16 protein-coding genes and 1 tRNA gene are annotated in these 22,118 nt (G+C 64.4%); 8 read left to right on the forward strand and 9 right to left on the reverse strand.

From position 1 onward, the window contains the following. Window positions 1-25: 25 nt before the first annotated feature. Window positions 26-3,145: a multidrug efflux RND transporter permease subunit gene (locus tag CS1BSM3_RS22400; RefSeq protein ID WP_072391143.1), complete on the forward strand. Its 3,120-nt coding sequence runs from the start codon at window positions 26-28 to the stop codon at window positions 3,143-3,145. Beyond that, a complete protein-coding gene (locus CS1BSM3_RS22405; protein WP_072391146.1) occupies window positions 3,142-6,423 on the forward strand; it encodes an efflux RND transporter permease subunit in 3,282 nt (1,093 codons plus the stop codon). The genes CS1BSM3_RS22400 and CS1BSM3_RS22405 overlap by 4 nt, the downstream gene beginning before the upstream one ends. Here the strand turns inward: CS1BSM3_RS22405 and CS1BSM3_RS22410 are convergent. After that, window positions 6,395-7,903: an efflux transporter outer membrane subunit gene (locus CS1BSM3_RS22410; protein ID WP_280174768.1), complete on the reverse strand. Its 1,509-nt coding sequence runs from the start codon at window positions 7,901-7,903 to the stop codon at window positions 6,395-6,397. The genes CS1BSM3_RS22405 and CS1BSM3_RS22410 overlap by 29 nt on opposite strands. A 756-nt stretch (window positions 7,904-8,659) precedes the next feature. Here CS1BSM3_RS22410 and CS1BSM3_RS22415 point away from each other — a divergent pair. The 5 genes from CS1BSM3_RS22415 (at window position 8,660) to CS1BSM3_RS22435 (ending at window position 14,304) form a co-directional block, all read left to right on the forward strand. Next, complete coding sequence (locus CS1BSM3_RS22415) at window positions 8,660-8,965, forward strand: hypothetical protein (protein ID WP_143149319.1); 306 nt, start codon at window positions 8,660-8,662, stop codon at window positions 8,963-8,965. A gap of 326 nt (window positions 8,966-9,291) precedes the next feature. After that, window positions 9,292-10,533, forward strand: coding sequence for an imelysin family protein (locus tag CS1BSM3_RS22420; RefSeq protein ID WP_244540645.1), 1,242 nt, complete (start codon window positions 9,292-9,294; stop codon window positions 10,531-10,533). 7 nt (window positions 10,534-10,540) lie between these two features. Further along, the gene (locus CS1BSM3_RS22425) at window positions 10,541-12,064 is read left to right on the forward strand and encodes a di-heme oxidoreductase family protein (protein WP_072391151.1); all 1,524 of its coding nucleotides are present in this window, start codon (window positions 10,541-10,543) and stop codon (window positions 12,062-12,064) included. A gap of 10 nt (window positions 12,065-12,074) precedes the next feature. Next, window positions 12,075-13,193 (forward strand): imelysin family protein, encoded by a 1,119-nt coding sequence (locus CS1BSM3_RS22430; RefSeq protein WP_072391154.1) that lies wholly within the window; start codon window positions 12,075-12,077, stop codon window positions 13,191-13,193. Then, window positions 13,183-14,304, forward strand: coding sequence for a DUF1513 domain-containing protein (locus CS1BSM3_RS22435; RefSeq protein ID WP_072391156.1), 1,122 nt, complete (start codon window positions 13,183-13,185; stop codon window positions 14,302-14,304). Before CS1BSM3_RS22430 ends, CS1BSM3_RS22435 begins: the two co-directional genes overlap by 11 nt. Before the next feature lie 12 nt (window positions 14,305-14,316). Here the strand turns inward: CS1BSM3_RS22435 and CS1BSM3_RS22440 are convergent, their stop codons facing one another. The 4 genes from CS1BSM3_RS22440 to CS1BSM3_RS22455 form a co-directional block, all read right to left on the reverse strand. Continuing rightward, complete coding sequence (locus CS1BSM3_RS22440) at window positions 14,317-14,697, reverse strand: VOC family protein (protein ID WP_072391159.1); 381 nt, start codon at window positions 14,695-14,697, stop codon at window positions 14,317-14,319. A gap of 88 nt (window positions 14,698-14,785) precedes the next feature. Next, on the reverse strand, window positions 14,786-16,381 hold the full coding sequence (locus CS1BSM3_RS22445) for a copper resistance CopC/CopD family protein (RefSeq protein ID WP_072391162.1): 1,596 nt from the start codon (window positions 16,379-16,381) through the stop codon (window positions 14,786-14,788). A gap of 74 nt (window positions 16,382-16,455) precedes the next feature. Further along, window positions 16,456-17,004, reverse strand: a complete 549-nt coding sequence (locus tag CS1BSM3_RS22450; protein ID WP_072391165.1) for a copper chaperone PCu(A)C — start codon at window positions 17,002-17,004, stop codon at window positions 16,456-16,458. Between the two features lie 86 nt (window positions 17,005-17,090). Then, a tRNA-Lys gene (locus CS1BSM3_RS22455) sits at window positions 17,091-17,166 on the reverse strand. A 259-nt stretch (window positions 17,167-17,425) separates the two neighbouring features. Between CS1BSM3_RS22455 and CS1BSM3_RS22460 the strand changes: the two genes are divergently transcribed. After that, window positions 17,426-17,917, forward strand: coding sequence for a hypothetical protein (locus tag CS1BSM3_RS22460; RefSeq protein ID WP_072391168.1), 492 nt, complete (start codon window positions 17,426-17,428; stop codon window positions 17,915-17,917). Window positions 17,918-17,938: 21 nt separating this feature from the next. Here CS1BSM3_RS22460 and ilvN read toward each other — a convergent pair whose 3' ends face one another. Genes ilvN through CS1BSM3_RS22480 form a run of 4 tightly spaced genes read right to left on the reverse strand, consistent with a single transcriptional unit; the run spans window position 17,939 to window position 21,997 of the window. Beyond that, complete coding sequence (gene ilvN / locus CS1BSM3_RS22465) at window positions 17,939-18,487, reverse strand: acetolactate synthase small subunit (protein ID WP_072391170.1); 549 nt, start codon at window positions 18,485-18,487, stop codon at window positions 17,939-17,941. Window positions 18,488-18,507: 20 nt separating this feature from the next. After that, entirely contained in the window at window positions 18,508-19,272 is a 765-nt protein-coding gene (locus CS1BSM3_RS22470; RefSeq protein WP_072391173.1) for a glutathione S-transferase, read from the reverse strand. A 10-nt stretch (window positions 19,273-19,282) separates the two neighbouring features. Next, the gene (locus CS1BSM3_RS22475; RefSeq protein ID WP_072391176.1) at window positions 19,283-20,161 is read right to left on the reverse strand and encodes a transglutaminase domain-containing protein; all 879 of its coding nucleotides are present in this window, start codon (window positions 20,159-20,161) and stop codon (window positions 19,283-19,285) included. 60 nt (window positions 20,162-20,221) lie between these two features. Further along, the gene (locus CS1BSM3_RS22480) at window positions 20,222-21,997 is read right to left on the reverse strand and encodes an acetolactate synthase 3 large subunit (protein ID WP_072391179.1); all 1,776 of its coding nucleotides are present in this window, start codon (window positions 21,995-21,997) and stop codon (window positions 20,222-20,224) included. Between the last annotated feature and the right edge of the window lie 121 nt (window positions 21,998-22,118).

Consider the following 22,118-nt stretch of genomic DNA (forward strand, 5'->3'; position numbering starts at 1 on the left):
AGGGCGGGAGGCAAATGCGCACCCAATGAACCCCTCTCGAATTTTCATCTTTCGACCGGTTGCCACCACGCTGCTCATGCTCGCGGTGCTGCTGTCGGGCATGATCGCCTACACGCAGCTCCCGGTATCGGCGCTCCCCCAGGTCGACTATCCCACAATCCAGGTCCAGACCTTCTATCCTGGCGCGAGCCCCGAGGTGATGTCGACGTCCATCACGGCGCCGCTCGAGCGCCAGTTCGGGCAGATGCCGGGCTTGAATCAGATGACGTCATCGAGCTCGGGTGGCGCGTCCGTCATCACCCTGCAGTTCGCTCTCAGCCTCTCACTCGACGTGGCCGAGCAGCAGGTCCAGGCCGCCATCAACGCGGCTTCCAACCTCCTGCCTGCGGATCTGCCGGCGCCGCCCGTCTATGCCAAGGTCAATCCGGCCGATGCAGCCGTGCTGACGCTCGCGCTGACCTCCAAGACGCGGCCGCTGACCAAGATCCAGGATCTCGCCCAGACGACGCTCGCCCAGAAAATCTCCCAGATCGCGGGCGTGGGCCTCGTCACGCTCACGGGAGGCCATCGGCCTTCGGTGCGTGTCCAAGCCGATCTCAGGGCGCTTTCTGCCTACGGCCTGCTGATCGACGACCTCCGCACGGTTCTCGGCAACGTCAACGTCAATGCGCCGAAAGGCAGCTTCGACGGGCCGTCCCGCGCCTTCACGATCAACGCCAACGATCAGATCGACAAGATCGAAACGCTCGCCAATACGATCATCGCGTACCGCAACGGTGCTCCCGTCCGCCTGTCCGATGTCGCAACAGTCGTCGAAGGCCCCGAGAACACTTTTCTCGCCGCCTGGGCCAATGACGTCCCGGCCATCATCATCAACATTCAGCGCCAGCCGGGTGCGAACGTCATCGAGGTCGTCGACCGGATCAAGCAACTGCTGCCGACCCTCGAAGCGGCGCTCCCCGCCGACGTCCAGCTCTCCGTGATCAGCGACCGCACGACGACCATCCGCGCCTCGGTCGCCGATGCGAAATTCGAGTTCGCCCTCGCCGTCGCGCTCGTCGTGATGGTCATATTCCTGTTCCTGCGCAGCGTGCCGGCCACCATCATTCCCAGTCTTTCCGTGCCCCTGTCGATCGTCGGCACGTTCGGCGTCATGTACCTGCTCGGCTTCAGCCTCGACAATCTGTCGATCATGGCGCTGACCATCGCGACCGGCTTCGTCGTCGATGACGCCATTGTCGTGATCGAGAACATCTCACGCTATATCGAGGACGGCGACAGCCCGCTCGAAGCCTCCCTCAAGGGATCCCAACAGATCGGCTTCACGATCATCTCGCTCACCGTTTCGCTGATCGCTGTTCTCATACCGCTGCTGTTCATGGGCGACGTCGTCGGCCGCCTCTTCCACGAGTTCGCGATCACCCTTGCGGTCTCCATTGTCGTATCAGCCATCGTCGCGCTGACGCTCGTCCCCATGATGTGCGCTCGGATCCTCAAGCCAATAGATCGCGAGCACGAACGCGCCTCGCGCGTAACGCAAGCCTTCGATGCCGTTATTCGCGGCTATGGCCGCTCGCTGAATTGGGTGCTCGACCGCCAGGGCCCGACCCTCATCGTCGCCGTCCTGACACTGGCGCTCACCGTCTATCTCTACGTCATCGTGCCCAAGGGCTTCTTCCCCGTGCAGGATACCGGCCTCGTTCAAGGCATTTCCCGCGCCGAGCAGAACATCTCCTATCAGGCAATGGCGGAAAAGCAGCAGGCCTTGGCCGCGATCATCCTCAAGCATCCGGACGTAACGGGCCTCTCGTCCTACATCGGCATCGACGGCTCTAATGCCACGCTCAATCAGGGGCGCTTCCTGATCAGCTTGAGGCCGGTCGACGAGCGGGCGAAATCGGGCGCGCAGATCCTCGAGGATATTCGCACTGCCGCGAGCGCAGTGCCCGGAGTCGAGCTGTTCCTGCAGCCCGTCCAGGATCTGACCATCGATGCAACAACGAGCCCGACGCCCTACCGCTTCGTCCTTCAGAATACGGACTCGAAGCTGCTCGACACGTGGGTTCCGCGCGTGGTCGCACGACTTGCCGATCTACCCGAGATCCGCAACGTATCAAGCGATCTCCTGAGTGACGGCGCCTCGGTCGACATCAACATCGACCGGGATTCCGCGGCGCGCTTCGGCATCACCGCCGCCACGATCGACAATGCGCTCTACGATGCATTCGGCCAGCGCATCGTATCGACCATATTCACGCAATCGAACCAGTACCGCGTCATCCTCGAGACGACGCCGACCCTCCAGAAGAGCCTCGACGCGCTCAACTCGCTCTATCTCCCCTCAGCGACGAGCAGCACGGGGCAAGTACCGCTCTCGGCAATCGCCACCGTCAGCACGCGACGGGCCTCACTGCTGATCAACCATCTGGCCCAGTTTCCAGCCGCGACGATCTCGTTCGACCTTGCGCCGAGGGTCTCGCTCGGCGCGGCAGTGAGTGCCATCCGAGCGGCAGAGCGTGACCTTGCGCTTCCGCGAAGCTTCATCACGCGCTTCCAGGGTACGGCGCTTGCCTTCGAAGGGGCGCTCGGCAACGAGTTGCTTCTCATCCTGGCGGCGATCGTCACGATGTATATCGTGCTCGGCGTGCTCTACGAGAGCTTCGTCCACCCGATCACGATCCTTTCGACCTTGCCATCGGCGGGCGTCGGCGCGCTGATCGCGCTCATCATCTCAGGGACCGAGTTCGACATCATCGCGCTCATCGGCATCATTCTGCTGATCGGCATCGTCAAGAAGAACGCGATCATGATGATCGACTTCGCGCTCAAGGCCGAGCGCGACGACGGTCTCGGTCCGCGCGCCGCGATCCATACGGCGTGCCTCCTGCGCTTCCGTCCGATCCTCATGACCACGATGGCGGCGATGTTTGCAGCCCTGCCGCTGATGCTTGCGGGCGGGTCCGGCGCGGAGCTCCGCCAGCCTCTCGGCATAGCCATCTTCGGCGGCCTCGTCGTCAGCCAGGTCCTGACGCTCTACACGACGCCGGTCATCTATCTCGCCTTCGACCGCCTGGCGCGGAAGATCGACTGGAAGACCGAGCCGGACGAGCGGCCGGCACCCGCGGGAGATCGAGGAGGCTCATGAACCTCTCGACGCCCTTCGTGAGACGGCCCGTGGCCACGACGCTGATCTCGATCGGCATCGCGATCGCGGGCATTCTCGCCTTTCCGAGACTGCCGGTCGCGCCCCTGCCGCAGGTCGATTTTCCGACGATCCTCGTCCAGGCGCAGATGCCCGGCGCAAGCCCCGAGACGATGGCGAGCAGCGTCGCGGGGCCTCTCGAGAACCGCCTCGGCAAGATTGCGGCCGTCTCCGAGATGACCTCGCAGAGCACGCTCGGCAATTCCCGCATCACGCTGCAGTTCAACATCGACCGCGATATCGACGGCGCGGCGCGGGACGTCCAGGCCGCGATCAATGCCGCGCGCGCTGATCTGCCGGCCAGCCTCCGATCGAACCCGACATACCGGAAGGTCAATCCGGCCGACTTTCCGATCATGGTCCTTTCGCTGACCTCCTCGACGCTCACCCAGGGCCAGCTCTACGACTCGGCGGCAAATATCGTTCAGCAGCGTCTTTCCCAGATCCAGGGCATCGGCAATGTGGATCTCGGCGGAAGCGCGCTCCCTGCCGTGCGCATCGAGCTGCAGCCATCCTCGCTCTACAAGTACGGCATCGGCTTCGAGGACGTGCGCGCAGCCGTTGCCGCCGCCAATGCCCGCAGTCCGAAAGGCGTGATCGAGGAGGGAAGCCGGCGCTATCAGATCGAAGCCAACGATCGAGCGAGTACGTCTCACGACTACCGGAACCTGATCATCGCCTATCGCAACAATGCGGCTGTGCGCCTCTCCGACGTCGCGCGCGTGACGGACTCGGTCGAGGACATCCGCAACCTCGGGATCGCTGACGGAAGGCCCGCCGTCATCGTGCTTCTCTACCGACAGCCCAACGCGAACATCATCGAGACCGTCGCCCGTGTGCGCGAAGAGTTGCCGAGTATCCAGGCCTCCTTGCCCGGAGACGTCGATCTCACCCCGATGATCGACCGCACCGCCACCATAAAGGCATCGCTGGCCGAAACCGAGAAGGCGCTCCTCCTCTCGATCCTCCTCGTCGTGCTCGTCGTGCTCGTGTTTCTACGCGAGCCGCGCGCCGCCATGATCCCGGCCACGGTCGTTCCCATCTCGCTGCTCGGCGCCGTCGGCGCGATGTATATCTTCGGCTACAGCCTCGACAATCTCTCGTTCATGGCGCTCATCATCGCCACCGGCTTCGTCGTGGACGATGCCATTGTCGTCGTCGAGAATGTCTCGCGGCACATCGAGAAGGGCGTGCCCCGCCTCGAAGCCGCAATCAAAGGCGCGGGCGAGGTCGGCTTTACGGTCGTCTCGATCAGCTTGTCGCTGATTGCCGTTTTTGTGCCCATACTTTTCATGGGCGGCATTGTCGGACGCATTTTCCGCGAGTTCGCCGTCGTCCTCGCGATCACCATCATGATCTCGCTCGTCATATCTCTCACGACGACGCCCATGATGTGCTCGCGCCTTCTCACCAGCCGCACGGACCGCAAGCCTGGTCGTCTGGCGGCGCTCTCGGATGCGGTATTCGAGAGGATACGCGCCGGCTATGCCCGCACGCTCGACGTCGCGCTGCGCCATCCCGCCCTCGTCATGCTGTCGCTCGCAGCGGTCATCGGGCTCAACGCCTATTTGTACGTTACCATCCCGAAGGGGCTCTTTCCGCTGACCGATACCGGGCGCATCAATGGGACCATCCAGGGCGATCAGTCCATCTCCTTCCAGCTCATGTCCCAGAAGCTCCGCCAGTTTGCCGATATCGTGCAGGCGGATCCCGCAGTCGCCCATGTCGCCGGCTTCACGGGCGGCCGCCAGACCAATGGCGGCTTCATGTTCATCGCCCTGAAGCCGCTCAACGAGCGCCGGGCCTCCGTCGACCAGGTCATTCAGCGCCTGCGCGCGAAGACATCGCAGATTGCGGGCGCCCGCCTCTACCTGCAGGCCGTGCAGGACCTCACGGTCGGCGGTCGCCAGTCAGGCGCGCTGTATCAGTTCACGCTTCAGAGCTGGGATGCACAGGAGTTGCAGACGTGGGCGGCGCGTCTCGTCGATGAGCTGCAGCGCACCAACGAGCTTGCCGATATCAACTCCGATCAGCAGATCGCCGGCCTCTCGCTCAACGTGGCCATCGATCGTCAGACGATTGCACGGTTCGGCATCACGCCGAGCGCGATCGACAATACGCTCTACGATGCGTTCGGCCAGCGCCAAGTCTCCACCATCTACAATCCGCTCAACCAGTATCATGTCGTGATGGAGGTTGCGCCCGAGTACGGCCAGGGGCCGAGCGCTCTCGACAACGTCTATGTCAGCACCCAGCCGTCGGGCGCGTCAGGAACCCAGCAGACCAATGCGCCATTCGGATCGGTCACGGCTCCATTGCCGCCCGGCCAGAGCACCGCGGCAGCGGCTGCAGCCAACGTGGCGCGCAATCAGGCGAGCAATGCCATTGCCAACACCGGACACGGATCCGTGTCGAGCGGCGCTGCAGTGAGCACGAGCCCGGAGGCCATGGTCCCGCTCACGGCGATCACCCGCTACGAGCCGGGCAAGACCGCCCTCTCGATCAATCACCACGGCGTGCTGCCGTCGACGACCATCTCATTCAACCTGAAGCCGGGACAGGCCTTGAGCGATGCCACGGTGATCATGGACCGCGCCATACAGCGCATCGGGATGCCGGCGACGGTTCAGGGTACATTCGCCGGCACGGCTGCGACGTTCGTCCAATCGCTGAAGACGCAGCCGGTGCTCATTCTCTTTGCCCTCATTGCCGTCTACATCGTGCTCGGCATTCTGTACGAAAGCACGATCCATCCTCTCACCATTCTCTCGACATTGCCGTCGGCCGGCGTCGGTGCGGTGACGGCGCTGATGCTCACGGGCACGCAGTTCACGGTCATCGCCCTGATCGGCGTCATGCTCCTGATCGGCATCGTGAAGAAGAACGCCATCCTGATGGTGGATTTCGCCATACAGGCCGAGCGGCAAGGCATGGAGACGCGCGAAGCCATACGACAGGCCTGCCTGCTGCGCCTCCGCCCCATCCTGATGACGACGTTCGCCGCGGCACTTGGCGCGCTGCCGCTCGCGCTGAGCTTCGGCGAGGGCGCGGAGCTGCGCCAGCCACTCGGCATCTCGATCGTCGGCGGCCTCCTCGCCAGCCAACTGCTCACGCTCTACACGACGCCGGTCGTCTACATCTATCTCGACCGCTTCCAGCTCTGGCTCGCGCGCAAGCGGGAGGCGCCGCAGATCAGAGGCACGCCGGCATTTCCGGACTGATATTGCCGCGGATCGCATCGCGAACACTGACGCAGGAGCGCCAGTGACGAAGCCCGTCGTGGGTGGGTAGCAGCTCGACGCTCCATCCGCCGCCGAGTGCCTGGATGAGGCTGACGGTGGCAAGGAAGCGGCTCTGGCGCACGGCGAGCGCCGCCTGCTCGTTGGTGAGCTGCGTGGCTTGGGCCGTCACGACCGTGGTGAACGACACCGTCCCCGCGCGATACTCGTTGAGTGCGATCGTGACGGCTTGCCGCGAGAGCTCTGCGGCATCGTCCTGGACCGTCTGCTGGCGCGCCAGAATTCGCTGGGAGGAGTAACCGTCCTCCACCTGCTGCAGAGCCGTGAGCACGGTCTGACGGTACGTCGCGATCGCCTGGTAGTATGTGGCTTCGGCCGCGGTGAGCTGGGCGCGGCGCAGACCACCATCAAAAACCGTCTCGGTGATGGTTGCTCCCACCTGCCAGACCTCGTTGGCAACAGAGATCGGGAATGCGCGCGAGCCTACCCATCCAAACAATCCGTTGAGCGTGACGTCGGGAAAATACGCGGCGACGGCGACGCCAATCAGCGCGCTCTGCCCCTGAATGCGCCGTTCGGCGGCGGCAATATCCGGTCTGCGCTCGAGCAGGTGAGCGGGAATGTCCGCCGGCACGGACGGAACGGTGCTCGCAAGCTCGCGCTCCGGAATGTCGAGCGCGGACGGCGGCACGCCCATGAGAACGGCGATGGCATGAGCGAACTGAGCGCGCTGCACCCCGACGGCGATGGCCTGCGCCTCGGTCGTCCTCACCTGCGTCTGGGCCGTGAGGACATCCGACCGGCCGACGGTCCCCAGCTTGTATTGATTCTCCGTGATGGTTTGGGTTCGCTTGAAGTTCGTGACCGATCGATCCAGGAGGCGCTTCAGTGAGTCGGCCGCACGCAGATTGAAATAAGCCGTCGCGAGCTGCGCCTGCATCATCAGCTTAATGTTTGCGACGTCGCCGGCGCTCCCCTGTGCGTTCGAGGCATTGCTCTCGATCATGCGCCGGACCTTGCCCCACACGTCGATATCCCAGGTGCCGGTCGTCTCGAGCGTCACGATCGTGCGCGTGACGCCGACACCGGTCGCCGTCGCCTTCGGCCCCTGATGCGAGCGCAGGGGGTTATAGGTGAGCCCTATGACGGGAAAGAGCGCCGCGCGGGCCTCCTTGACGAGCGCGACCGACTGGCGGAACGCCGCCTCCGCTACCGCGACGCTCTGGTTGCTGATCTCGACCTGACGAATGAGACGGTCCAACATGGGATCGCGGTAGATCCGCCACCAATCTCCGCGATCGTAGAGGTCGCGCGGCTTGGCCGGCTTCCAACCGGAAATCTCTTTGTACTTGGGAGGGACCGGCGCGGGTGGCGGAAAGTAGTCGGGACCAACGGCGCAGCCAGGCATTCCGAGCAAGGCCAGAAGTCCGAAGCCCGCGATACCGAAGCGGCAGCAGCGCACAATCCCCGGCTGGCTCGGAAGCGGTCGTTCTCCCGAGCACGCTCCCGAAAGACCTGCGCCGCGCAATTCGATGGTCGCCCCCGGATGGCCGTGGCTTGACGGACGATCAGTCTCACGATCACCGACAGATTCGGCCGATTGGATCAAGGCTTGGCGCCGGCGCTCGATCCGCGGGCTGCAACATCTCCTCCGCCTCGTATCCCGGCGGACACGACATCGGGGTTCTTGACCACTCTCGGAAGCAATGAAGCATCACGGCCGTTCACTCCTGCGAGAGCGTAAAACCGGCGGACGGCGGAATATCAGGGTTTTCGCTAGGCTCTCCTGGGGATAGTTGGTAGGTGCTGCCGGGAGCAACCGGCGAAATTGAACCGCAACCAAATGCGTTGCCGGCTCCGAGGTGCGAACCAGCACCGCGCTTCGTCAGATGCAGCCAACCCTCTGGCCGATCAGCATATCCGCCTCCTCTCGCCGGCATGATGGCCTGAAAGATCCTACGACTTTCGCCGTCCGGAAGAGCGCATGGATCATGTCCGCAGGAGGCCGCCCATTGTTGCCCGAACACGCTCGAGCCTTCGCCACTCGCGCGCAAGTTTGCGGGCGATTGTCATAAATTCTTGAACACTCCCTCGTTTGATTCCCGGCAAGTGCTCGTGGCATTTGGGATGTACCGTCGCCTTGCAGAGCGACAAGCCAAAGCTGACGGAGTTCCACTCGCAGCGCGTGCAGCTCAACAGCGGAAGAGGTCGCTCTGACATGACGGTATCGACGGTACTCCAGCATTCAAAGGTGGCCCTGGCCGTCATCGCTGTGGAAGCGGCTGCATCGGGGCGCACGCGGCGTTCCAACAGTGCCATGCCGCTCGAGGTGGCTCGTGAGCGCCTGCTGGAGGTTCTCAGGAGAGTTGAGGCAGGGCGCTATAAGCCAACGATGCACGATGCGCTGGCGGCATTGGATCTCGCTCAGCGAAAAGGCTCGGCTCTGGGCTTCACCTCGATCGAGCATCGCCTGCTCATGAATGTCGCCGCCGCGACGCTGAGGACGTGCAGCGCGCAGTACTAGGCCAGGCTGCTGAGCACAGGCAATTTCGCGGCGGCTCAACTGCATTCTCCCCAAGGCAAGTCATGATCCGCGCGCAGCATCTGCGCGTCGTGCGCGCCGGCGCCTCGAGCCCAGGGCCGTGGTTGACACTCGCGGCAGGGCCATCGATATTTGTGTACTTGCCTGGTCCAGTATCGACAGCGAGGAGCAGCGGTGGGCCTCGGCTGCCGCACGGATGCATCGCGGCGCGCTCATGATCGGCGTCCGTGCAGCTCGAAAGAATGGAGAGCCTCTTGAAGTCGATGAGCGTTGCCGCGAGGGCTATGATCGCCGCGGTCTGCCTGTGGATGTCGCCCGGAGCATCGACGATGGCAAGTGCCGCGACGGCGCGCGAGGTGATCAACACCTACGCCGACATCGCCCAGGCTGCCTACGAAGACTCTCTGGCATCGGCGCGGAAGCTCAAGGAGAGCATCGGCACGCTCGTCGCCAAACCCAGCACGGAGACGCTGGCGGCGGCCCGCGAAGCCTGGAAAGCAGCGCGCGTGCCCTATATGCAGACGGAGGCCTATCGTTTCGGCAACAAGATCGTCGACGAATGGGAAAGCAAGGTGAATGCGTGGCCGCTCGATGAGGGCCTGATCGACTATGTCGACAAGAGCTACGGCACGGCCTCAGACACCAATCCGCTGTATGCCGCCAATGTGATCGCCAATACCAAGTTGAAGATCGGCGGCCGGATGGTCGACACGAGCCGCATTACGAAGAAGCTGCTTTCCGAGACGCTTCATGAAGCCGAGAAGATCGAGGCCAATGTCGCCACCGGCTATCATGCCATCGAGTTTCTCCTCTGGGGGCAGGACCTCAACGGAACGGGCCCGGGCGCCGGCAATCGGCCTTACACCGACTACGCCAAGGGCAAGGCCTGCACGGGCGGCAACTGCGATCGTCGCGCGCGCTACCTGACCGTCGTCACGGACCTGCTCGTCGACGACCTCGCGTTCATGGCAGCCCAGTGGAAGCCAAAAGGAGCCGCGCGCGTTGCTCTCGAGAAGCCCGACAATGAGGCGTTGACGGCGATCTTCACGGGGCTCGCGAGCCTTTCCTATGGCGAGATGGCGGGCGAGCGCATGAAGCTCGGCCTTCTCCTCAACGATCCCGAGGAGGAGCATGACTGCTTCTCCGACAACACGCACAACTCGCACTACTACGATGTCGTCGGCATCGAGAACGTCTATCTCGGGCGCTACAAGCGCATCGACGGCAGCATGGTCTCCGGGCCGAGCGTGTCCGATCTCGTCAAGGCCAAGTCACCCGAGGTCGACGAGCGCGTGCGCAAGGCGCTCGGCGAGACGATCGCCCGCATGGGCGCACTCAAGCAGCGCGCCGAGACCGTCGAGGCCTACGACCAGATGATCGGCGAGGGAAATGCCGAGGGAAATGCCGTTGTCGAGGCCGCGCTCGGCGCGCTCATCGCCCAGACGAAGGAGTTCGAGCGCGCCATTGCAGCACTCGAGCTGACGTCAGTGAAGATTGAGGGCTCGGACAGTCTCGACGACCCGACCAAGGCGCTCTCGAAGAAGAAATAGTCGGATCATGCCTGCAGAGGACCGGCGCATTTCGAAATCGCCATGGGCGTGCGGCATCGTCGCGGGCCTCGTAGTTTTCGTTGCCGGCGCGGCATTCGGAGAGGGCCGCAAACCGCTTGCTCCCGCGTCCCTCGGCGGCAGCGGCACTGCCATTCTCGAGCCCGGTGAGGAAAATCCGGGCGGCGTGGCGACGACGACGGTCGGCATTACGACCGCCGATGCCTTCTCCCAGCTCTCGGCGAACATGCCCTTCGCGCGCGAGCTCGATTTCAAAATCGGCAACGGCATTTTCCGTCGGAACTGGGTGTCGGCGCCATCGTCGACGAAATCATCCGACGGACTTGGCCCGCTTTACAACGCGCGCGCTTGCCAGGCCTGCCACCTGAAGGACGGGCGCGGGCATCCGCCGCGCGGAACCGAGTTGGAAGATCGATCGATCTCCATACTTCTGCGGCTGTCCGTTCCGCCGGAGACGGAAGCGGATCGCGCCCTCATCGCCTCCGGGCGTGCGAGCGCCATCGGCGAGCCGACGTATGGCGGCCAGCTCCAGGAACTCGGAATTCAAGGCCATGCCGGCGAGGGTCGGATGGTCGTGACCTACGAGGAGATGCCTGTCAGGCTCGCCGATGGCGAGACCGTCAATCTGCGCAAGCCCACCTATCACATCGCCGATCTCGGCTACGGGCCGATGCATCCGCGCACGATGATCTCGCCGCGCCTGACGCCGCAGATGATCGGTCTCGGTCTGCTCGAAGCCATTCCCGAGGCCGATATCCTCGCCCGGGAAGATCCGGATGATAAGGATGGCGACGGCATCTCCGGTCGCGCCAATCGTGTTTGGTCGGTGGAGAATGGCGCGCTGATGCTTGGCCGGTTCGGCTGGAAAGCGGGCCAACCGACCGTGAAGCAGCAGGCCGCCGAGGCGTTCGCGGCCGACATCGGCATCGGCAGCCCGCTCGTGCCTCACGGCTATGGCGACTGCACGCCGGCGCAGAAGCTGTGCCGCGAGGCGCCGCACGGTGGTCGCGGAGCAAAGGGCAGCGGCGAAGAAATCAATGCCAAGCTGCTCGACCTCGTCGCCTTCTATGCCCGCAATCTGGCCGTGCCGGCGCGACGCACACCCGACGCGCCCGACGTGCTTCGCGGCAAGCAGATCTTCCACGACATCGGCTGTGCAAGCTGCCACGTCCCGTCCCACAAGACCGGCGAGCAGTCTCCCGACGAGCATCTGCGCGGACAGACGATCTGGCCTTACACCGATCTCCTTCTGCACGATATGGGCGATGGCCTCGCGGATGGACGGCCCGAGGGCCGGGCGGACGGACGCGAATGGCGCACGGCACCGCTCTGGGGCATCGGCTTGACCGAGATCGTCAATGGCCACACGTTCTTTCTACATGACGGTCGTGCGCGCAATCTGACGGAGGCTATACTCTGGCACGACGGCGAGGCCCGCAAGGCGCGCGATGCGTTCGCCAGTCTGACTGCCGAGGATCGGCGCCGGCTGATTGCCTTCGTCAACTCGCTTTAGGACAGATCCCATGCGCGTGATGGCGATGCTTGCGCTTGTTGGTGTCTCGATCGCGTCCGCGCTGCTCCCCACCACGGCGCGCGCTCAGAGCGCAGCACCGCCAGCGTTCGATCATGCCGGCCTCGCCCGACAGGCACTCGAACGCCATATCCTGCCGGGATACCAACATCTCGCCGCGGCGACGCGGAGCTTCGACGAAGCGGTGATGGCGTACTGTCGCGACACGACAGCCGCCTCCCGCAAGGGCGTCGATGCAGCCTTCGATGCCATGGTGAGCGCATGGGGCCGCGTGGAGCACATCGCATTCGGCCCGATGGCCCAGCATGAGCGTCTCGAGAAGTTCATGTTCTGGCCGGACCGGCGCGGCATTGGTGCGCGGCAGGTTGCCAATGCCCTGAGCAAGCGCGATCCCGATGTGCTGGATGTCGCGCGGCTCGCGACGAAGAGCGTCGCCATGCAGGGCCTGCCGGCGCTCGACACGTTGCTCTTCGCAAAGGATGAGGGCTCCGATCCCGAGGCGCGACGTCATCGTTGCGGCTTCGCCGCGGCCGTTGCCGCCAATCTCGCTCGAATTGCTCAGTCCGTGTCCGAGGAGTGGGCTGATCCCAATGGCTTCTCGAAGATCTGGCTCTTGCCAGGGCCGGACAATCGACAGTATCTGAAGCCCAGTGAAACGACCCTCGCGCTCGCCAAGTCATTCGATCAGGGTCTCGAAAAAGTGCGAGACCAGCGGCTCGCCGGCCCGCTCGCCCTCAACGCGCAGCGTCGAAGGCTGCCCGCACCGCTCTCGAACAGCGGGCGCAGCCTTCTTCTCGTCGTCGCCAACATCGAGGGTCTGCGTGAGCTCTATGCCGAAGGCGGTATCGAGCAGGCCATCATCGCAGCCAATGGCGACGAGCCCAATGCCGGCGGCGCCGCACTGGCCCGGCTCGTCGCCAATGAGCTGGCGACGGCGCACGAAAGCCTGACGCCTCTTGTCGGTGCCCGATCGCCCTTCGACGACAATCGCACTGCACAGCGCATCATCGCGATCGGATTTCCGCTCAAGAACGCGCGCATGACCGCGGCTTCGCTGCTGGCGACAGCGGCCGGCCTGCCCATAGGGTTCAACGCATCAGATGGCGATTGACCGGCGAGAGTTCCTCTTTGCATCGAGCGCCTTCGCCACCTTGGCGATGAGCCCCATCATTGCGCGTGCGGATCCCGCTTCGCTCTATGCCGCCGCGCGCCGCGGTTCGGATGGAGGATATTCCGCGGCCATCTTCTCGCCTGAGGGGAACGACGTGAACTCCGTCGCTCTTCCTGCTCGCGGGCACGACATCGCCGTCTGCCCGGTCACGCGCCGTTGCGTCGTGTTCGCGCGCCGCCCAGGGCACTTCGCCATCGCATTCCGCGCGGACAAGAGCGAGATGCCTCTCACCTTCGAGGCGCCCACGGACCGGCATTTCTACGGGCATGGCGTGTTCTCGCACGACGGCCGGCTGCTCTACACGACCGAGAATGATTTCGAGGCCGGACGCGGCGTCATCGGCATCTACGATGCCACAGACGGCTTCAAGCGGATCGGGGAGTTCGCCTCCCACGGCCTTGGGCCTCATGATATGGCCTTGCTCGGACAAGGGCGCGTTCTCGTCGTCGCCAATGGCGGGCTGAAGGAGCATCCTGATTTCGGTGGCGGGCGACGTGTGCTCAATCTCGAAGCCATCGAGACGTCGCTCGCTTACATCGACGTGACGACCGGCGATCTCCTCGAGCAGCACGCGATCCTGGCCGGCGGCGCGCTCTCGCTTCGCCATCTGGAGGTTGCTCGCGATGATACTGTCGTGCTCGGCGGGCAGATCGTGGATGGCGCGCCGGGAGCGGAAGGTCGCACGCAATCGCTGATCTACCGCCATCGCCGGCAGAAGCCGCTCACGGCCACAGTGCTCCCGGATGAAGCGGCGGCAGCGCTTTCGGGGTATGTCAGCTCGGTGAGCGTCGATCGCGATGGCCTGATCGCGGCCGCGACGTCGTCCAAGGCAGGCGGCGTGGTCATATTCGAAATTGCGACGGGGCGGATCCTCGCGATCAAGAGCCTCGAGGACGTCTCGGGTGTCGCGCGCGGCAAGAGCGGCGGCGACTTCCTCGTCACGAGCGGCATGGGCGCGATCGCGGACCTCACGCCCGTTTCAGGCCCAGCCGAGCTTACGGCCACATCCAACTGGAACTGGGACAATCACGCCGTGCGCATCGGTCGTTGAATCACGCGCGGACTATCCTGACACCTTGCCCGGCAGCGGCTCCATGAGCTCGATGCGGTTCCCGAACGGATCATCGACATAGACGCGCGTGTAGCCTTCCAGAGGCTCCTCGCTTCTCACGGCAAATCCAGCTCTTGCGAGGCGGTCCGACAGATCCTGCAGATCTTCCACAAGGAACGCCGGATGTGCCTTCTTGGCCGGGCGGAATTCGCCCTCCACGCCGAGATGCACCTTGAGAGGCCCCCGTTCGAACCAGCACCCACCGCGCTTCGCCAGGTTTGCGGGCTTGGTCGCTTCGGGTATCCCGAGCACACCCTCGTAAAAAGCACGTGCCTCGTCTTCGCGCCCAGCAGGCATCGCCAATTGAACGTGGTCGAGAGATACGACTGGCATGGAGATCACTCCTTTGCCGGGCCCATCAGGTGAGATGCTCCAACTCTTAGCAGAAGTTCTGCAATGCTTCATGCGCCGGCATCATGCCTCAAGGGCGGATGCTCAGCGCGCTCTTCAGCAGGATCGGCGCACTGCCCTTGACGCGGATATCGAGCTCGACTGACCACGAGCCCGCAATCGGGAGCTCCATACGTTCAATGCGCCACGTCCCATCGCCGCGCTTCAGAGCCGCTTGCTGAATTGCCGCGATGCTGGTCTCGGGCGGGCTGAGCGTGAGCGTGATCGCCTCGGCATCGAGCGGGCCGTATTCACCCGTCATGATCGTGATGATGGCCGAGGTCCGCCCTTTGCGTCCGGGAGAGAGCGTGAGCTCGGTCATGGCCGGCAGCGTGTGAATGTGCACCGATACGGGCTGCGCGGCCGCAATGGAAAGTGCGCGTGGCGGCGGCGTGAAGCGCCATCCGGCGACCACGGCCAGGATCAGCGCGACGCACGCGACCTCGAGGACAACGAAGCGCACCATCTTCAGCCGTGGATGCAGCAGCCCCTGCTCCACCGCAGGTGTCAGCCGCCAGCGGTTCACCGCCGCGAGGCCAAAGAGCGCGGCGACCAGCACAAGCTTTATCGACAGCAGCCATCCGTAGTTCGTTTCGATGAGGGCCTCGGGTGTATCGACCTGGACGACCGTAAGAGCAATGCCGCCTATGACGAGGACGAGCAGGACCCACGGAATACTGCGGGAAAAGCGACCGAGCATTGATTGAGCTTCGGCCGTGCCGCTGCCGAGCGCCGCGGCCAGCGGGACGAGTGCGCCGACCCAGTACGCAACACCGGTCGTGTGCGCGAACACCATCGATCTCATCAGCCACTGCGGCTCGGCGGCGGCGGCGTGACCACTCAGCGAGAGCGACAAGCCCGCGCCCATGAGCGCGATGATCGAAAGCAATCGGGCCATGACTGTCGGCACCACGAGCGCGATCAGAGAGAGTGCCATCGAGAGCGCCGCGACAAGCGCCGTATGCACGAGGGTCGTGCTGGCCCCTGCTTTCCAAAATGCGCCCTCGACAATGCGATGAACGGGAGCGCCCAGCGCGTCGAGACCCTGCAGGCCGATCGACAACAGCCCGCCCGCGATGCCCAGAGCAAGTGCGGCGACGACCACGGGGCGCCCGTCTCTCCGCGCGCTACCGAGCCATACCCATGCAAAGACCCCGCCTATGCCGATGAACAGGCCCAGGTAGAGCGCGATCTTGGCGGCGAGAATGGCCGCTCTCAGAGTCCAATCCGCCGCTGTCTCTATGCTGGGTGGCGTTGCACTCGGTGCTCCGATCGAGAACACGATCGTGCCCGCCATGGGATGCCCATCAGCGGAAACCACGCGCCAGGAAAGAATGTGCGTCCCTGCGGACAGATCGCCGGGCGCCGCAATGTCGAGTGCGCGCTCGCGAACGATCACCTGGTCGAGCGCACTGCGCGTGCCATCGGGCCGTATGAGCGCGACGACGAGCGGCGAAACATTCTCGTTGAAAGACAGCGACAGCTTGGCGGGTGGGCCTGATAGGACAGCCCCCTCTTCCGGTATGGAGGCAATCAGCGCAGCGTGCGCGCGCGCCGGATCGGATGCGCCGACGCACATGGCGAGCACAAGCAGCAGAGTGAGCCATAACTCACGAGCAGCTTGCATTCGCTGCACTCCGGCCCGGTCGGCTCACAATCTCGGTGCGCTGCGCCGCGACCACGCGCGCTCGATGGCACATGTCAGTGCTTGCTGCCGTGAGCCGGACCAGCGCTACTGGTTGCCTCCACCACGAACTCCACCTTCACCTTGCCGCCCCTCTCGAAGGCGAGGACGCCCGAGAACGTGTCGCCGACCTTGAGAGGCCGCTTCAGGTCCATGAACATGAGATGATAGGCGCTCGGCTTGAGGGCGACCGTCGCCCCTGCCGGGATCGGCAATCCCTTCGCCAGTGCACGCATCCTCATGACGCCTTGGGCGTCGACTGCTACCTCGTGGATCTCCGTCTTGCCGGCGACATCCGTGGAGGCTGCCACGAGCCGGTCCGCGACCTTGCCGGTATTCCGGATGGAGACATATCCGGCGCCGACCTTTGCACCTGCCGGTGTCGGTCGCGCCCAGGGATGATCGAGGTGCAGACTTCCCGCCTTGAAGTCATGGGCCTGCGCGGGAAGCATGGCGAGCAAGATCAGCGCTGCAGCCGCGGCGCAAAGGGCACTCGACGCGCGCAGTTTGCCGATCTGGCGGAGGACGACAGAGAAAACGGTAAGCAGCACAATCCGGGATGACATGACCTAGCTCCACAGGCTTGTCCCCCTCGAAGCATGGCTTCGCGGACGGCCTCTTAGCAAGCATAGAGCTAAGTCCTTGATTTTATTGGTGGGCGATGAAGGACTCGAACCTTCGACCCGCTGATTAAGAGTCAGCTGCTCTACCAACTGAGCTAATCGCCCCCAAACCTTGGCACACAGGGACCAGTCCGGCCCCTGCATCACCCGCCGAACGAACAAAACGCGGGACTGCCGTTGAAACAGCCTCGCTTCCGCCGCGATTCCGGCTATGGCTCTAATGCCAAAGAGTGCCGCGTTTTATACGCCGCGCGCCCCCTTGTCCAGCCCGCATCGCGGGGAGCCGAACGCCCGCGGCGCATTGTCGTCCAACGACACGTTTCTTGGCTGGCGATGGGGAGTTGCAGGAGGGAATTGGCCAGGAATGCGCACTCGGATCGTTGCAGCCTGCGCGCTCGCCCTGTTCGTCCTCGCCGGCTGCGCTGCCGCAATGCCGGGGTACGTCCCCGACAAGGGCCGCAACCGCATTGCCGAAGCCGCTGCCAAATCCAAGGGCGAGGCGGGCGTCACGACGGCGACCGACGGCAGCTACGTCCCCTCCGCAGCCGAGCGAGGCTACAACTGCCGCCGCCTGACGGGCATCATGCAGCTCAAGATCCAGCAGGTACGTGACAGCGAGGCCAATCCGTCGGGCGGTCTCATCTCATCGATGATGAGCAAATCCACGCCGCGACATACGGCAACAGGCGCGCCGAGCGCAGCCTACTCGCCGGAGCGCGCCCAGCTCGCCGCGCTCAACAATCTGATGGCCGAGAAGAACTGCGGCCGCTTCGACCTCGACGCGGCACTCAAGCCCGGAAATACGGACACGCCAGAGCCGGTCGGGGCGCCCAAAGGGAAGCCGAAACTGCGCTGAGCGCGACGGCACGCCTGAGCGTCAGAGCCCCTGCGACCCGCGCGCCATGGCCGCAATGCCCGTACGCGAGACCTCGACGAGACCCAGCTCGCGCATGATCGCAATGAACTGCTCGATCTTCGAGGACTTGCCCGTGATCTCGAAGACGAAGTGCTCCGTCGAGGTGTCGACGACGCTCGCGCGGAAGATTTCGGCGAGCCGCAGCGCTTCGATGCGCTTCTCGCCCTTGCCGGCCACCTTGACGAGCGCCAGCTCGCGCTCGATGGGCTGACCACTGGTCGTCAGGTCCGTCACGCTGTGCACGGGCACGAGGCGATCGAGCTGGTTCCTGATCTGCTGCAGCACCATCGGTGTCCCGGTCGTGACGACCGTGAAGCGCGAGAGGCGCCGCTCCTCATCGGTTTCGGAGACGGTGAGGCTTTCGATGTTGTAGCCGCGCCCGGAAAAGAGCGAGGCAATGCGCGCGAGCACGCCCGGTTCGTTGTCGACGAGAATCGAGAAGGTGTGCCGCTCTGTGGCGTCCTTGCGCTCCTCTAGGAAGTAGGCGGAGCCTGTGCCTTTTTCTGACATGGCGGAAGTCCTCAGTGCCCTCAGGCCTTAATGCGTGGGTGATCGGTGTGTCGTGCGCCCTCGTGGAAGGTCTCGACGGCTGTCCAGCCTTCCTCGTAGTGGTCGATGGTCCAGGGCTCCTGCAGGGCCGCGGTCCGCCACTTCACGAATGCGGGGTGCGCGAGGACGGCGTTCATGTAGCGCCGCGTCTCCGACGAGACGGGAACCTGGTAGGTATCGAGGCGCGTGACGACGGGCGCGTACATCGCATCGGCGGCGCAGAAATCGCCGAACAGGAAATCGCCACCTGCGGCGAACCGGCGCCGGCAGTCGGACCACATGCCTTCGAGTCGACGCACGTTGTCGGACACGTCCGAGGAAAGTTCTCTCGGTGCAAAACGCTTGCTGAGATTCATCGGGCACATCTGGCGAAGGGCCTGGAAGCCGGCGTGCATCTCGCTCGCGATGGCGCGCGCATGGGCGCGTGCGGCGGGCACTCGCGGCCAGACGCCCTTGTCCGGGAAACGCTCGTGCAGGAACTCCATGATCGCGAGACTCTCCCAGACCACATGATGGGAGCCACCGCAGGAGCCGGAGACGGCACTTCCGTCCGACGGCATATCCGCGGGCGGTACGATCAGAGCCGGCATCTTTCCTGTCGGCGAGACGTCGAGCATCCGTCCCTTGGAGTCCGGGAAGTACATCGGGATCACCGTTTCCTCGAACGAGATATCGAGGGCGGTCATCAGGATCCACGGCCGCAGCGACCAGGACGAGTAGAGCTTGTTGGCAAGATAGAGGTGCACAGTTTCGTTCCTAGTTTGCCGGGGCGCGCGCCGGTTCCCGCTCAACCGATCGTCTCTGCCAGGGTGGCATGCGAACGCCGTCCGCAATAGGCCGCAACTCGGGCCAATCGACCGAGGTGTCGCTGTCGATGACCAGGTCCGCCAGTCGATCACACGCCGACAGCGTCTCGACACTCAGAGATTTGCCCGCCTCATCCGCATCGCGCCACGTATCCCAGGCCGAAACCTGGCAATTGGCGAGTGCCAGAAGATCGCGATGCAGATTGACGTGGAGAAACCAGAGGCCGCCGGCATCTCCGTGGCCGAACTCCTCGGCATCGGCGACCTGCGAACGCGCGAGCCTCCAGGCCGCTGGAGCCGTCAGAAATGCACCATTCGGCAGCTTCGCGCAGTCGAACCCGATCCCGAGAGAGGCACGCTGCAGCCGGTCGATTTGCGCGTCGGCCATCGCCCATCTGCCCTCGTCGCCCTGCCAATACTCGCAGATCCAGTGATCGGCGTAGCGCCGCCCGGCGAAGTAGGTCGCGAAACCGCATCGGACGCGGGCTGGAATCCCACGGTGCCGCAGCGTGCTGCAGAGCAGCAGCGCAAAATCGCGGCAGGTGCCGAACGGGCGCCGCAACGGCGGGCGCTCCGTCACCAGCGGGCCATCGAAGAGCCGCGCAACCTCCGCCAGCCGCTCCGCGACGGGCTTGGTATCGCGCGGCAACGGCGTCTCCGGCGGAATGCCGTACTTCGCTGCCCACGACGTATGCACAATGAGGCCGGACAGCACATCGCACAGCGCCGGAAGCGCCGCAGGCAGCTCGTCGTAGAGACGAGCAAAGCCCGCGGGATCCGTCAGCGAGTCGTGCCTCGCATAGAATTGAAGTGCATCCGAAGTCATCATGACGTCCGCCGACGGCGTGTGCGCAAACTGGTCGCGAATTGCGGGCCTTCTCCGACCCGCCTACACCAGCACCTTGCCTTCCTTGCCGATGGCCTTGTCGATCTCCTCTGCCGAGACATCCTCACCGAGCAGCATCTGGTTGTGCGCCTTGCCCGAGGGGATCATCGGGAAGCAGTTGGCGAGCGCCGCGACACGGCAGTCGAAGATCACCGGCTTGTCCTTCACGGCCAGCATGGCCTTGATCGCGTCATCGAGGTCCGCGGGATGATCGCAGCGCATGCCGACGCCGCCGTAGGCCTCCGCGAGCTTGACGAAATCGGGGAGCGCCTCGGTGTAGCTCTCCGAGTAGCGGTTGCCGTGCAGGAGCTGCTGCCACTGGCGCACCATGCCCATGTACTGGTTGTTGAGGATGAAGATCTTGACGGGCAGGCGGTACTGCACGGCCGTCGACATCTCCTGGATGTTCATGAGGATCGAGGCATCGCCCGCGACATCGATGACGAGCGACTTCGGATGCGCGATCTGCGCGCCGATCGCAGCCGGCAGGCCATAGCCCATGGTGCCGAGGCCGCCGCTGGTCAGCCACCGGTTCGGCTCGTCGAACTTCAGGAACTGCGCCGCCCACATCTGATGCTGGCCGACCTCGGTCGAGATGTAGGTATCACGGTCCTTGATGTGCGCCTGCAGCCGCTCGAGCGCGTACTGCGGCATGATCACGTCGCTCGATGCCTTGTACTTGAGGCAGTTGACGGCGCGCCACTGGTCGATCTGCTTCCACCAGCCCTTGAGCGCGCTCTTCTCCGGCGACGAGGCGAGGCCGCGCCACGCGCGGATCATGTCCTCGAGCACGTACGCGCAATCGCCGACGATCGGCACATCGACCTTGATGTTCTTGTTGATCGAGGAAGGATCGATGTCGATGTGAACCTTGCGGCTGCCGGGCGAGAAGGCGTCCGTGCGTCCCGTGATGCGGTCGTCGAAGCGGGCGCCGATGTTGATCAGCAGGTCGCAGTCGTGCATGGCCATGTTGGCCTCGTACGTGCCGTGCATCCCGAGCATGCCGAGCCACTGCTTGTCGGAGGCCGGATAGGCGCCGAGGCCCATCAGCGTCGACGTGATGGGGAAGCCCGTCTGGCGGACGAGCTCGCGCAGGAGCTGGCTCGCCTTGGGACCCGAGTTGATGACGCCGCCGCCCGTGTAGAAGATGGGCTTCCTGGCGCTCGCCATCAGCTCCACCGCGCGCTGGATCAACGGCTGGTCGCCCTTGAGCTTGGGGCGGTAGCTCTTGTGTGCGATCGCCGTGTTCGACGGCGTGACGTAGGTGCCCGTCGCGAACTGCACGTCCTTGGGGATGTCGACGACGACCGGACCGGGGCGGCCGCTCTTGGCGATGTAGAAGGCCTCGTGCAGGACGCGCGCGAGGTCATTGACGTCCTTGACCAGCCAGTTGTGCTTGGTGCAGGGGCGCGTGATGCCGATCGTGTCGCACTCCTGGAAGGCGTCGTTGCCGATGAGATGCGTCGGCACCTGCCCCGTGAGGCAGACGACGGGGATCGAATCCATGAGCGCATCGGTCAGACCGGTGACGGCATTGGTCGCACCCGGCCCCGAGGTCACGAGCACGACACCGACCTTGCCGGTCGAGCGGGCATAGCCTTCCGCCGCGTGCACAGCCCCGCCCTCCTGGCGGACCAGCACGTGCTTGACCTTCTCCTGCTGGAAAATCTCGTCGTAGATCGGCAGCACGGCGCCACCGGGATAGCCGAAAACGAACTCGACGCCCTGGTCAGCCAGAACCTTGATCACCATCTCGGCGCCGGTCATCGTGCGTGCCATGGGATACCCCTTTTTCAACAGGAAGGCGCACTGCATCGGGACCGCGCCAGCCAACCGGCCGGCGCGCGCAAGCAGGCACACTTCGGATATGGGCGGTGTTTGATCTCAACCCACGACCGGG

It is taken from the genome of Hyphomicrobium sp. CS1BSMeth3, assembly GCF_900117415.1.
In the GTDB taxonomy this organism is placed as follows: Bacteria; Pseudomonadota; Alphaproteobacteria; order Rhizobiales; family Hyphomicrobiaceae.